The sequence below is a fragment of the Micromonospora sp. NPDC005174 genome (assembly GCF_040608495.1).
Taxonomy (GTDB): domain Bacteria; phylum Actinomycetota; class Actinomycetes; order Mycobacteriales; family Micromonosporaceae; genus Micromonospora.
In genome coordinates this window covers 1-12583 of record NZ_JBEXIJ010000014.1, presented here as the reverse complement: position 1 = coordinate 12583, position 12583 = coordinate 1, and the positions used below count along the sequence as shown (strand labels likewise).

At 71.2% G+C, this 12583-nt stretch carries 11 protein-coding genes; 8 read left to right on the top strand and 3 right to left on the bottom strand.

Annotated features, from left to right (window positions below):
- Window position 1: 1 nt before the first annotated feature.
- The 3 genes from ABZU91_RS17045 to ABZU91_RS17035 all read right to left on the bottom strand — a co-directional run bounded on the left by ABZU91_RS17045 (window position 2) and on the right by ABZU91_RS17035 (window position 3541).
- Window positions 2–1648 carry an ABC transporter substrate-binding protein gene (locus ABZU91_RS17045; RefSeq protein WP_355240746.1) on the bottom strand — a complete coding sequence of 549 codons (1647 nt, stop codon included), beginning with the start codon at window positions 1646–1648 and terminating at the stop codon, window positions 2–4.
- Window positions 1649–2108: 460 nt separating this feature from the next.
- On the bottom strand, window positions 2109–2642 hold the full coding sequence (locus tag ABZU91_RS17040) for a flavin reductase family protein (protein ID WP_355240743.1): 534 nt from the start codon (window positions 2640–2642) through the stop codon (window positions 2109–2111).
- Window positions 2639–3541: a DUF1684 domain-containing protein gene (locus tag ABZU91_RS17035; RefSeq protein ID WP_355240740.1), complete on the bottom strand. Its 903-nt coding sequence runs from the start codon at window positions 3539–3541 to the stop codon at window positions 2639–2641. Before ABZU91_RS17035 ends, ABZU91_RS17040 begins: the two co-directional genes overlap by 4 nt.
- 595 nt (window positions 3542–4136) lie before the next feature.
- Here ABZU91_RS17035 and ABZU91_RS17030 point away from each other — a divergent pair.
- From ABZU91_RS17030 to ABZU91_RS16995, 8 genes are all read left to right on the top strand, one after another.
- Window positions 4137–4649, top strand: a complete 513-nt coding sequence (locus tag ABZU91_RS17030; protein WP_355240737.1) for a flavin reductase family protein — start codon at window positions 4137–4139, stop codon at window positions 4647–4649.
- Window positions 4650–5714, top strand: coding sequence for an ABC transporter substrate-binding protein (locus tag ABZU91_RS17025; protein ID WP_355240734.1), 1065 nt, complete (start codon window positions 4650–4652; stop codon window positions 5712–5714).
- Window positions 5711–6547, top strand: a complete 837-nt coding sequence (locus tag ABZU91_RS17020; RefSeq protein ID WP_355240731.1) for an ABC transporter permease — start codon at window positions 5711–5713, stop codon at window positions 6545–6547. The genes ABZU91_RS17025 and ABZU91_RS17020 overlap by 4 nt, the downstream gene beginning before the upstream one ends.
- Window positions 6523–7260, top strand: coding sequence for an ABC transporter ATP-binding protein (locus tag ABZU91_RS17015; RefSeq protein WP_355240728.1), 738 nt, complete (start codon window positions 6523–6525; stop codon window positions 7258–7260). Before ABZU91_RS17020 ends, ABZU91_RS17015 begins: the two co-directional genes overlap by 25 nt.
- 2 nt (window positions 7261–7262) lie before the next feature.
- On the top strand, window positions 7263–8594 hold the full coding sequence (locus tag ABZU91_RS17010; protein ID WP_355240725.1) for an LLM class flavin-dependent oxidoreductase: 1332 nt from the start codon (window positions 7263–7265) through the stop codon (window positions 8592–8594).
- A 20-nt stretch (window positions 8595–8614) separates the two neighbouring features.
- Entirely contained in the window at window positions 8615–9679 is a 1065-nt protein-coding gene (locus tag ABZU91_RS17005; RefSeq protein ID WP_355240722.1) for an aldo/keto reductase, read from the top strand.
- A 62-nt stretch (window positions 9680–9741) separates the two neighbouring features.
- Window positions 9742–10983, top strand: a complete 1242-nt coding sequence (locus tag ABZU91_RS17000) for a vanadium-dependent haloperoxidase (protein WP_355240719.1) — start codon at window positions 9742–9744, stop codon at window positions 10981–10983.
- A 61-nt stretch (window positions 10984–11044) separates the two neighbouring features.
- Window positions 11045–12106 carry an LLM class flavin-dependent oxidoreductase gene (locus tag ABZU91_RS16995; RefSeq protein WP_355240716.1) on the top strand — a complete coding sequence of 354 codons (1062 nt, stop codon included), beginning with the start codon at window positions 11045–11047 and terminating at the stop codon, window positions 12104–12106.
- Window positions 12107–12583 lie beyond the last annotated feature (477 nt).

Below are 12583 nucleotides of genomic sequence, written 5' to 3'. Positions count from 1 at the left end.
GTCACTTCCCGATCCACAGGTCGTACGCGCTGGCGGGCACCCCGGCAGTGGGTTCGAAGCGGACACCGCCGACGCCGGTGCTGGCGGCGATCTGGTCGGCCGGCGCGTACAACGGGAGCAACAGGGCCTGCTCGACGACGACCCGCTGCTGCAGGTCGGCGTAGATGCCGGCCCGCTTCGTCGGGTCCACGGCGGCCTGACCGGCCTCCAGGAGCTGGTCGATCCCGGGATCGTTGATCTGGGTGCGGTTGATGCCGCCCTTCGAGTGCAGCAGCAGGTTCAGTGCCGCCCCGGCGTCGGTGTCGGCCCGCGAGTTGTCGAAGACCTCGTACTCGTTGCGCTGGATGGCGTCGGTGGCGGTGCCCTGGTCGACGAGCGACACCTTCAGGTCGATGCCGGCACTCCGCTTGACGGCCGCCTGCACGGCCTGCGCCAGCACGTCGCGTCGGTCGCGGACGAAGGGTGCGGACTGCACGAGCCGTACGGTGAGCCGTTTGCCGGCCTTCACCCGGTAGCCTTCGGCGTCCCGGGCGGTCCAGCCGGCCTGGTCGAGCAGGCTGTTCGCCTTGGCGGCGTCACCGCTGTACGCGCTGCCGTCCAGCCGCTTGTCGTAGAGCGGGCTGGACGGGCTGATCACGCTCCAGGCACGGGTCGCGGTGTCCCGGTAGACCGACCGCAGCACGGTGTCCACGTCGACGGCCTCGCGGAACGCCTGGCGGACCCGCACGTCGTCGAAGGGCGGGTGGGAGGTGTTGAAGTAGTAGGAGTAGGCCGAGCCCGAGTTGAGCTCCCGGGTCAGGCGCAGCGCCCGGTTGCCGGTGACCAACGGCTGGTCGGTGGCGGGCACGCCCTCGATGACCTGCACCTGGCTCGACGTGAGGGCGCCGACGCGCACCGCCGACTCCTTCAGGAAGCGGTAGGTGACCTCGTCGAGGTACGCGGGGCCGGTGTGCGTCGCGGTCGGCGGCGCCCAGTCGTAGCCGGGGTTTCGCCGGTAGTGCAGCTCCTGACCGGCGACGTAGCGGTCCAGCACGAACGGTCCGGTGCCGACCACGTCGACGCCACCGGCCTTGAGGTTCTTCGCCTCGCGCAACGACCTCGGCGAGATCTGGGCGCCCTGCGGGGAGGCGAGGAAGTCGAGGATGAGCACGTCGGGGGTGGTGAGGATGAGCCGTACGGTGCGCGGGTCGACGACCTCGACGGCCGTGAGGTTGCGCAGTTGCACGGCGGCGACGGCGGGGGCGTACCCGGGTTCGCGGAGTTTGTCGATGTTCGCCTTCACGGCCGTGGCGTCCAGGGGCGTGCCGTCGGAGAAAATGACGCCGTCGCGCAGTGTCAGGGTGTACGACAACCCGTCCGGGGCGACCTGCCAGCCGGTGGCCAGCCAGGGCGCCAGCTTGCCCTGCTTGTCGTAGGTGAGCAGGGACTCGAAGGTGTTCCAGACCAGCAGGCGGGCCTTGGCCTGGGCGTACTGGTGCGGGTTGAGGGTGATCGGCTCGGTCTCCACGGCCCAGGTGAGGCCGCCGCCGGAGCGGGGCTGGCCGGCGGCCTCGGCGGCCGGCGTGGCACCGGTGGAGCAGCCGGCGACGACGGCGAGCAGCGGGGCGAGCGCGGCGGCGGCGAGGGTTCGCAGACGGTTGGCGGGCATGGCGAGGTCTCCTGTCCAGGCAGGCGGTACGGGGCACGCCGACACCCGGCCCGGCGCGGTGGCGCGGGTCGGTCACGGTGTCGGTGCGTGAAGGCTCGGCGGTCGGCTCGGCAGTGAGCCCCACCTCGGCAGGCCGGTGCGGCGGGCCGGGTTGACGGGGTGCCGGTCAGGCCAGACAGGAACTCGACCACACCCGACCGAAGTCGATGTGGCCGCGGATCGTCAGCCGCAGCTCGCTGGACATGAGCCGAGTCCACTCGCCGCGCGGATCGGTGTCAACACATCGGTCGATGGATGTCGGCTATCGCACGTGGGGACGCCGATTCGTTGACGCATTACCTACTAAGGCTATAGGATTTAGAGGGAATGTGCCCGGCGGGTCGACCTGGACCCGCGCCGGGCCGGGACCGGTCCGCCGGACACCCCACCGCATCCGGCTGAAGACCTCGGCCCGTTCCGGTCAAGCGGCGGCGCGGCGGGCCGTGCCGTCGGAAGTGTCCGCGAGACCGGCGTAGCGACCCCGGTGGTAGAGCAACGGTGAGCCGACGTCGGCGTGCCGGAGCAGCTCCGGCTCGGCCAGCACGACCACGTGGTCGCCGACGACCACCCGGTCGACGACCCGGCACACCAGCCAGGCCAGGGCGCCGTCGAGGATCGGCAGCCCGTTCGGCCCGGGCCGCCAGCGGGTCGGAGCGGCGAAGCGGTCGATCCCGCTGGTGGCGAACGTCTGGGCCAACTCCTGCTGACCGTGCGCGAGCAGGTGCACCGCCACGTGTCGCGCCTGCGCCAGCGTCGGCCACGTGGACGAGCCGAGATTCAGGCAGAACGAGACGATCGGCGGCGTCAGGGACACCGACGTGAACGATGTCGCGGTGAAGCCCACCGGCGGCGCACCGGGGGCGGTGACCACCGTGACGGTGCTGGCCTGGTGGCGCAGCAACCTGCGCAGCGCGTCGACGTCGGCGTCGGTCGGGTCGTCGGTGGACGAGGTCATGGGCGTTCCTCCCGAGGGGGTGGGGGCGCGGAGCGCTGGGAGCGGGCGGCGGGGTCGGCCGTCAGCCGCTCGAACGGAATCTTCTCGCCGGCCTCGACGGCGACCGGCAGCCGGTTCTCCGCCGGTGGCAGCGGGCAGGTCGCGAAGTCGGTGTAGGCGCACGGCAGGTTGACGGCCCGGTTGAAGTCGAGGATCACCCGGCCCTGCTCGTTCGGCGTCCCGACGGCCAGCGACCGGTTGGCCCCGTAGGTGGTGACGCCGGACGTGGTGTCGGTGAACAGCACCGACAGGCTGCCGGGTGTCACACCGTTGAACGCGGTCAGGCTCAGCGGCAGCCCGTCGACGCTGAACTCGATCCGACCCGGCGCGTCGTAGACGTGGTGGAGCCCCTCCACAGCAGCGCCGACCGTGGTCGGTCGGGGACGGTCGAACGGCACGAACCGCCCGTGGAGCACCCACCGCTCGGCGGGCGGGTAGGTGGCGGTGCCCCGATAACCCCTCCGCAGCGGGTGATCGGGACGTCGCGGTCGAAGGATGTCGTGCCCACCCCGCCGGGCCACCTCGAGGACGCCCCCGTCGATGTCCACGGTGACGCCGGCTCGCTCGGCGATCGGCCCGAACTCATGCCGCTCCCGGACGCGCCGGCCGTCGACGACGATCTCCTCGTCGTCGGCGACGGTCACGACCGGCCCGGCCGTCCCGGTGTGCCACCTCCCGGGCACATCGGGGAACCCCTGCGGCTCCGTGGTGAGCCAGTGCAGTCCGGCCACGGCGAGGAAGCCGTGGCGGTCCGCCCGCGCCTCCTCGTGTCGGCGGTGCCACTCCTGCCAGTCCTCGGCGAACGCGCGAGCGGATCGGGCGTCGTCGGCGGGTGCGGACGGTGTGAGATCACGTGTCATGACCGATCCCTCTCGTTGGCGTACGACCACTCGGAACGGGTGCGAAGGTGCCGGACGCGAGCCGGCGGGACGACAGCCGGCGGGCGGAGATCGCCTGCTCAGGCCGGAAGGGTGGCCACGCGACAGAGCTGCGCGGCGACCCGCATCAGGTCGACGACCCGGCGGGAGGTGAGCAGCTGGACAAGCAGCATGGACCGATTTTCCTACCAGACAAGTAGGATTTCAAGCCCCTGGAGCCAGGCGGCACCGCATGTTCGCGGGCAGGTCGGCGGGTGGCCGGTCAGCCGGGCGGGTCCCAGCGCCTGAAACCCTACTTGACACATAGGAATTGTGGGTTAGCGTCGTATCCGTGACCAGCCAACACACCCTGCTTCAGGGCACCGCCATCGCGGTGTCGCGGGGATGCTGCCGTGGCTGGACCGCCGCCTGCGGCCGCTGCCGCTGAGCCCGCGCTCCTCTCTGTTTCCACTCGCGCCGCCGGCTCGACGACGACCGGCAGCCGACTCCTCGCACCGATCGACGGTTGCTCGCCGCCCTACGTCCACGCGCGCTCGTGGCGGCACGCAGCTGTCTTCGTCGACCCAGGAGGACAGCCATGACCGTCATCACCGAACCCGTGACCCCGGTCGACCCGACCATGTTCCGTGCTCTTCTACGCCGGCACGCTGCCGCGGTCGCGGTGGTCACCGCCGCCGGCGAGCCACCGGTCGGGATCACCGTCACCTCGCTCACGTCGGTGTCACTACGCCCATCGTTGGTGTCGTTCTGCCTGGCCCGATCGTCGTCGAGCTGGCCGACGATCGCCGACGCGGAGCACGTCGCGGTGCACCTGCTCGGCGACGACCAGGAGGACGTCGCGCGGACCTTCGCGACGAGCGGCATCGACCGGTTCGCCGCACATTCCGCGTGGCGGTACGGGCCGCACCGGGTGCCGCTACTGGACGAGCCGGTCGCCTGGCTCCTCTGTCGCGTGACCCAACGGGTGCCCGCGGGCGACCACGTCATCGTGATCGCCGAGCCGCTGCTCGCCAGTCACCGCGACGGCGCGCCTCTGCTCTACCACATGGGGCGCTACGCCGCCCTGCAAGCAGCGACGAAGGAGTTGTAAGTGACCTCATCATCCCTCCTGGACCGTCGGGCGTTCCTGTCCGCGACCCTCGGCGCGGTGACGCTGGGCCTGACCGCCTGCGCCGGTGACGACACACCAGCCGCGGCGCTGGCCCTGGGCGCTCCACTGCCACAGGCCGTGCCGAAGGGCACCAAGCTCGTCGTCGGGGACAAGGAGCACCAGAAGGCGATCGAGTTCTCCGGCGAGGCGGACACGTTCAGCTTCGAGGTGGAGTGGGCGAACATCAGCGGCGGCCCGCAGACCCTGGAGGCGTTCCGCGCGAAGGCGCTGGACGTCGGAGCGGTGGCGGACATCCCGCCGATCCACTCGCACTGGACGGGCATCCCCACGAAGATCGTGGCCTCGAAATTCCGCCAGGACCCGCTCAACCACGCCATCTACCGGCTCGGCATCGCACCGGGCGTCACGGTCGCCACCCTCGCCGACCTCGCTGGGAAGAAGATCGCGTACAGCCCGGGACAGGCGCAGGGGGCGCTCGTCCTGCGGGTACTCCACAAGGCCGGCCTCAGCAAGAAGGACGTCAAGCTGGTCGAGCTGCCGAGCACCGGCGATGTCTACAACACCGCGCTCGCGAGCCGCCAGGTCGAGGTCGCGCCGATCGGCGGGGTGCAGATCAAGCGCTACGACACCAAGTACAGCCGGGACGGCGCGACGACGATCGCGCACGGCCTGCGCGACGACCCCGGGCACCTCTACGCGCCCGTCACGGTGCTCGGTGATCCGGCGAAGGCAGCGGCGATCCGCGAGTACGCGCAGGCGTGGGCGCGGGCCTGGCGGTGGCGCGAGGCCAACCCGGACGAGTGGATCGAGCGGTACTACGTCAAGGACCAGGGCCTGACCGCCGACGACGGCAGGTGGCTGGTCCAGAACAGCGGCGTGGCCGACATCCCGGCGAGCTGGACCGAGGCCATCGCCCGGCACCAGGAGACCATCGACCTGCTCGCGAAGGAGACCGGCAACAAGCCCCTCAGGGCGGAGGACCTGTACGACCGACGGTACGAGTCGGTCGGCGCGCAGGCCCTGACCGCCGGGGGTGCCCAATGAGCGTCTCGGCACCGACCAGGCCCCGGTCGACCGCCGCCGCCGTCGCCGGCCGGCCGCGACGCCGACTCAAGCCGGGCCGCCCCATCCCGTTCGGGGCGGCGATCGGTCCGACCCTGCTGCTGGTCGTGTGGGCAGCTGGCTCGGCCGCCGGCTGGATCGACCCCCGCACCCTCTCGGCGCCCTGGACCGTGGTGATCACGGCGGGTGACCTCATCGCCGACGGTCGACTCCAGGACAACCTGGTCATCTCGGCTCAACGGGCGGGCCTGGGTCTCGCCATCGGCACGGCCGCCGGCACGGTGCTGGCCGTGCTCGCCGGTCTGAGCCGGTGGGGCGAGGCCATCCTCGACGGGCCGATCCAGATCAAGCGGGCCATCCCGGCCCTCGCGTTGCTACCGCTGCTCGTCCTCTGGTTCGGCATCGGCGAGCAGATGAAGGTCATCACCATCACGCTGGGCGTGTTCGTGCCCGTCTACATACATACGCACAACGGGCTGCGCACCATCGACAGCCGGTACGTCGAACTGGGCGAGTCACTGCGGCTGCGGCGTACCGCCTTCATCCGCCGGATCGTGCTGCCCGGCGCGCTGCCCGGCTTCCTGCTCGGCATGCGGTTCGCGGTCGTCGGGGCATGGCTGTCCCTGGTGGTCGTCGAGCAGATCAACTCCACCAGCGGCATCGGCTACATGATGGAGCTGGCCCGTGAGTACGGCCAGACCGACGTGATCATCGTTGGACTCGTGCTGTACGGGCTGCTCGGGCTGCTGTCCGATGGCGCCGTCCGGCTCGCGCAGAGGAGGGCGCTGTCGTGGCGACGCACGCTGGCGGACTGACCGCATCTCGCGCCGTACGGGTGCACGGCCTGGCTCGAGGATTCGGGGACCGGGTGATCCTCGACGGATTCGACCTGGAGATCGGCACCGGCGAGTTCGTCGCGCTGCTGGGTCGCAGCGGCTCGGGCAAGAGCACCATGCTGCGTGCGCTCGCCGGCCTGGACGGTGACGCCACCGGTTCGGGGCTGATCGACGTACCGGAGAACTCATCGGTCGTCTTCCAGGACGCCCGGCTTCTGCCATGGCAGCGCGTACTGGACAACGTCGTCCTCGGCCTGCGCGGGCCGGACGCCAGTGAGCGCGGCCGTGCGGCCCTCGCCGAGGTCGGCCTCGCCGGCAGGGAGCGGGCCTGGCCCAACGAGCTGTCCGGCGGCGAGCAGCAACGCGTGGCGCTGGCCCGGGCGCTGGTGTCCGAGCCGGACCTGCTGCTCGCCGACGAGCCGTTCGGCGCGCTGGACGCGCTGACGCGGCTGCGCATGCACGCCCTGCTGCGTGTACTCCATGCCCGGCACCGACCCACGGTGCTGCTCGTGACACACGACGTCGACGAGGCCATCACGCTGGCCGACCGGGTGCTGCTGTTGGACAGCGGCCGGATCGCTGTCGACCTCGCCATCGACCTGCCGACACCGAGGTCGTACCGACAGCCGCAGTTCCTCGCGTACCGCGAAACCCTGCTGCGGGCGCTCGGCGTCGACCAGACGGAAGGATGAGCATGCTGCACCTCAACGCGTTCCTCATGGGCGTCGGCCACCACGAGGCGGCCTGGCGGCTGCCCGAGAGCGACCCGTTCGCGCAGACCGACGTCGAGCACTTCACGCGCCTGGCCCGCATCGCCGAGCGCGGCAAGCTCGACTCGCTGTTCCTCGCCGACAGCCCGGTGCTGTGGAACAGCATCGGTCGACGGCCGGGCGGCACGCTGGAACCGACCGTGCTGCTCACCGCCCTCGCCGGAGCGACGAGCCGCATCGGGCTCATCGCGACGGCGTCGACGACGTACAACGAGCCGTTCAACCTGGCCCGCCGGTTCGCGTCGCTGGACCACATCAGCGGCGGCCGGGCCGGCTGGAACATCGTCACCACCGCTGGCGAGAAGGCGGCCCGGAACTTCAACCTGGACGACCTACCGGCGCACCGGGACCGCTACGAGCGGGCAGCCGAGTTCATCGAGGTGGCCCAGAAGCTCTGGGACAGTTGGGACGACGCCGCGCCGCTCGGCGACAAGGACGCCGGCCGGTGGGGCGACGACGAGCTGCTCTATCCGCCGGAGCACTCCGGGCGGTACTTCAAGGTGGCCGGCCCACTCAACGTTCCCCGCTCACCCCAGGGCTATCCGCTGCTGGTGCAGGCCGGGTCGTCCGAGGACGGCAAGGACCTGGCCGCCCGACACGCCGAGGCCGTCTTCACCGCCCAGCAGACGCTGAGTGAGGCGCAGGCGTTCTACCGCGACCTCAAGCAGCGTGCCGCCCAGGTCGGCCGCGACCCGGACACCATCAAGATCCTGCCGGGCATCGTGCCGGCCATCGGGTCCACCGAGGCCGAGGCCCGCGCGCTGGAGGAGGAGCTCGACCGGCTGATCAAACCGGAGTACGCCCGGCAGCAGCTCGCCACGACGTTGCGGGTCGCCGCCGAAGACCTCGACCTGGACAAGGAACTGCCCGCCGACCTGCCCAGCGAGGACGAGATCGAGGGCGCCAAGAGCCGTTACACACTGATCGTCACCCTGGCCCGACGGGAACGGCTCACCGTCCGTCAACTCATCGGCAGGCTCGGCGGCGGGCGCGGGCACCGCACCTTCGCCGGCACACCGGAGCAGGTCGCCGACGCCATCGAGCAGTGGTACCACGGCGGCGCGGCCGACGGCTTCAACATCATGCCTCCCGTGCTGCCGTCCGGGTTGGAGACGTTCGTCGACCACGTCGTGCCGATCCTGCAACGCCGCAAGCTGTTCCGCACCGAGTACACCGGGACCACCCTGCGCGAGCACTACGGGCTGCCCCGACCGACGAACCAGTTCACCCGGCAGCTCACCACCGCGTCCCACTGACCCACCGCGAAGGAGAAGTCATGGTCGACCAACGGCCCTTCGGGCGCACCGGCGTCCGCATCAGCTCCCTGACCCTGGGCGCGATGAACTTCGGACAACGGGGCAACCCGGACCACGAGGACGGCATCCGGATCATCCACCGCGCCCTCGACGAGGGCATCAACGCCATCGACACCGCGGATGTCTACTCCAACGGCGAGTCGGAGGAGATCGTCGGAAAGGCCCTCGTCGGCGGGCGACGCGACGACGTCTTCCTGGCCACCAAGTTCCACGGCCAGGTCGGTGACAACCCACAACACCGCGGTAACTCGCGCCGCTGGATCGTCCGATCCGTCGAGAACAGCCTGCGCCGGCTGGGCACCGACTGGATCGACCTCTACCAGGCGCACCGGCCGGAGCCGGACACCGACTTCGACGAAACCCTGGGCGCACTCAGCGACCTGGTGCGCCAGGGCAAGATCCGCTACATCGGTACGTCCACGTTCGAGCCGTCCGCCATCGTGGAGGGGCAGTGGATCGCGCAGCGACGCGGACGGGAGCGGGTGGTCAGCGAGCAGCCGCCGTACTCGATTCTGGCCCGTGGCATCGAGCGCGAGGTGCTACCGGTGGCCCAGCGGCACGGTCTGGCGGTCATCCCGTGGAGCCCGCTGGCAGGTGGGTGGCTGTCCGGCCGCTACCACTCCGGGCTGTCAGCGCCGATCTCCGGGCGCGCCGAAAGACTTCCGGCCCGGTTCGACCCGACCCTGCCCGCCAACGCCGCCAAACTGACCGCCGTCGACGAACTGGCCACACTCGCCGACGAGGCCGGACTCTCCCTCATCCACCTCGCGATCGCCTTCGTCCTGGAACACCCGGCGGTCACGTCGGCGATCATCGGGCCGCGCACGCTGGCACACCTGGAGTCCCAACTCGGCGCCGCCAAGGTGACCCTGTCCGAGGACGTACTGGATCGCATCGACGCCATCGTCCCGCCCGGCACCACCCTGAACCCCGCCGACGCCGGCTACCAGCCACCGTCGCTGACCGATCCGGCTGACCGCCGACGCGGCGGGTCGCCGCCACGCGTCGCCGGACCGGCCCGATGAGCAGCCGAGCGCGCGGCTTTCCCCTCCCTGCCTACCTTTCCCAGCCTAGGAGCCACCGCATCATGACCCTGTCGAGCCTTCGCGGCCGGCGCCGCGGTGTGGCGATGATCGCCGCCGCCGTCCTGGTCGCCGGCCTGCCCGCCGCGCCGGCCGCCGCCTCCCCCACGACGACGACCGACACCGCTCTGGAGTGGTACGACGCCACCGCTGCCGCCGTCGGGACCGGCACGCGGCCGCAGGTCACCAACAGCCGCGCGTGGGCGATCAGCTGGCTCGCCGCCGCGCGCGCCACCCGGACCGCGCCCACCGGAAACCCCCGCCACTACCGGGACGCCGCGCTCGCGTCCGCCGTCCACACCGCGCTGAGCACCCTGATACCCGACAGTGCTGCCGCGCTGGACTCGGCACTGCGGACCACACTGGACCGGATACCGGACGGGCGGGCCAAGGAACGAGGTGCGGCGACCGGCCGCGTTGAAGCACGTTGGCTGCTGACCCAGCGGACGGGCGACGGGCTTGACCCCGCCTCCGTCAACCCGGCGTATCCGAACCCCGAACCGGGTCCGGGTAGCTGGCAGCCCACCCCACCGGACTTCTCCCCCGCCCAGCAGGCCGGAACCCGCTTCGCCCGGCCGTTCCTGCTCGACCACGCGGACCGGTACCGGCCCGGTCCACCGCCCGCCCTGAACTCGGAGCCCTACCGGGCGGACCTCGCCGAGGTCCGGGCGTACGGGGCTGTGGACAGCGCCGTACGCACACCGCAGCAGACCGACACGGCGACCTTCTGGCTCGGCTCCTCACTGACCCTCTACACCGGGATCCTGCGCGCCGCGCTCGCGCAGTCTGCCGGGCCGGTCGCCGAGCGGGCGAGCCTCGTGGCCATCTTCCACGTCGCGCTCGTCGACACCCAGATCGCGACCTCCGACGCCAAGTACGCATATCTGCGCTGGCGACCGGTCACCGCCATCCGGGCCGGCGCAGACGGGGATCCGGCCTGGACGCCCCTGCACGCGACGCCGGCGCACCCGGACTACCCGAGCGGGCACAACACCTACTCCGGTGCCGCCGAGCAGGTGCTCACCGCCCTGCTGGGCCCACAGGCCCGGGAGCCGTACACCATCACCAGCCCGAGCCAGCCCGGCGCCGCCCGGACCTACCGCGACTGGCGGCGACCCACCAGGGAGAACGTCGACGCCCGGGTGTGGTCGGGCATCCACACCCGTAGCGCGGACGAGGCCGGCGTCCGGCTCGGCCGTGACGTGGCCGCGCACACGCTCCGCACCGCACGACAGCTGTTCCGCTGACCGAACCCATCGGGGCGGGGCGGCCGTCGCCGCTCCGCCCCCGAAGCGGGGAGACCCTGTGATGAGCCTCGAGTTCCTCTGGTACATCCCGAACCAGGTCCAGCCCGGCCACCGCGGCGACGACGTGACCGACAACCACAACAGCCTGGAGACCCTCACCAACCACGCCAGGGCTCTCGAGCAGCACGGATGGGGAGGCGCGCTCATCGGAACCGGCTGGGGCCGGCCCGACACGTTCACCGTGGCCACCGCGCTCGCCGCCCGGACGACCACGTTCCAGCCGCTGATCGCGATCCGACCCGGCTACTGGCGGCCCGCGAACTTCGCCTCGGCCGCCGCGACTCTCGACCACCTCAGCGGGGGCCGAACGCTGATCAACATCGTCTCGGGCAAGGACGCCCTGGCCGCGTACGGCGACGGCGAGAGCGATCCGGCCCACCGCTACGCCCGCACCAGGGAATTCCTCCAGATCGTCCGCAAGCTGTGGACCGAGGAGAGCGTCACCTACCGGGGCGAGCACTTCACCGTCGCCGGCTCCACCCTGGCGCTCCGACCGATCGTCCGCGGCGAACGTCGACACCCCCGCCTCTACTTCGGCGGCGCCTCCCCCGCCGCCGAAGAGGTGGCCGCCACCGAGGCCGACGTCCAACTCTTCTGGGGCGAGCCACTCGACGGCGTGGCTGAGCGGATCGAGCGACTCAAACAGCTCAGCGAGAAACTGGGACGCGAGCACGCCCCGCTGGAATTCGGGCTGCGGGTCACCACACTGGTGCGGGAGACCACCGAACAGGCCTGGGCCGATGCCGAAGCCAAGGTCGCCGACATGGCCATAGCCCAAGGCGCCGCGCGCGACCGGAACTGGCAGAGCGCCGTCGGTCAGCGCCGGCTGCTCGACCTCGCCGCACGCGGAGAGGTCCTCGACGACAACCTCTACACCACCCCTGGCAGATTCGGTGGCGGCGGAGCAGGCACCACCTGGCTGGTCGGCTCCGCCGAGGACGTGGCGAACTCGCTGCGCAAGTACCAGCGGCTCGGCGTCACCCACTTCGTGCTCTCCGACACGCCCTACCTGGGCGAGATCCGGCGTCAGGGCGACGAACTGCTGCCACTGCTGCGCGGCTGAGGAGCGGGCGGGCACCCTCCCCGGCGGCTGCGACGGATCACGTGGGCGCTCGCGGTGCCGGCAGACGAACCGGGCGGCAGTGCAGCAGCAGACGCACGGGGTCGGATCAGCCAGCGGATTCCCTAGGCCTTGTGTCAAGGTCCTCGGTCGAGCCGAGGGGCAGACAGCAGGTGTGAGGCCTTCGCCTTGAGCCTGGCGCGGCGGACACCACATTGAGGGTGATGCCTGTGAGTCATCTTGATGCCCCACAGGCATCACGCTCAATGGAGCGGGCGGCTCCGATCCGGCCGGACCACGGGCCCGCGAGCGGCGGCTCACCAACGGCCGAAACGGCCGGTCCTCTCGGCCTCCGCAGGCCGGCCAGGGGCTTTTGACACACGGCCTAGCTTGATCTTTAACCTGTGCGGCGTGGTCGAGGATTCGTTGATTTCTTGCTGGACTTCGGGTTTGTGGTGTCGCTGCTGGTGGCGGTGTGGA

Bases quoted from the DNA above. Each gene is read 5' to 3' on its own strand.
- ABZU91_RS17030 (WP_355240737.1), top strand. From the start codon at position 4,137: ATGACCGTCATCACCGAACCCGTGACCCCGGTCGACCCGACCATGTTC.
- ABZU91_RS17000 (WP_355240719.1), top strand. From the start codon at position 9,742: ATGACCCTGTCGAGCCTTCGCGGCCGGCGCCGCGGTGTGGCGATGATC.
- ABZU91_RS17010 (WP_355240725.1), top strand. From the start codon at position 7,263: ATGCTGCACCTCAACGCGTTCCTCATGGGCGTCGGCCACCACGAGGCG.
- ABZU91_RS17035 (WP_355240740.1), bottom strand. From the start codon at position 3,541: ATGACACGTGATCTCACACCGTCCGCACCCGCCGACGACGCCCGATCC.
- ABZU91_RS17020 (WP_355240731.1), top strand. From the start codon at position 5,711: ATGAGCGTCTCGGCACCGACCAGGCCCCGGTCGACCGCCGCCGCCGTC.
- ABZU91_RS17005 (WP_355240722.1), top strand. From the start codon at position 8,615: ATGGTCGACCAACGGCCCTTCGGGCGCACCGGCGTCCGCATCAGCTCC.
- ABZU91_RS17040 (WP_355240743.1), bottom strand. From the start codon at position 2,642: ATGACCTCGTCCACCGACGACCCGACCGACGCCGACGTCGACGCGCTG.
- ABZU91_RS17045 (WP_355240746.1), bottom strand. From the start codon at position 1,648: ATGCCCGCCAACCGTCTGCGAACCCTCGCCGCCGCCGCGCTCGCCCCG.
- ABZU91_RS16995 (WP_355240716.1), top strand. From the start codon at position 11,045: ATGAGCCTCGAGTTCCTCTGGTACATCCCGAACCAGGTCCAGCCCGGC.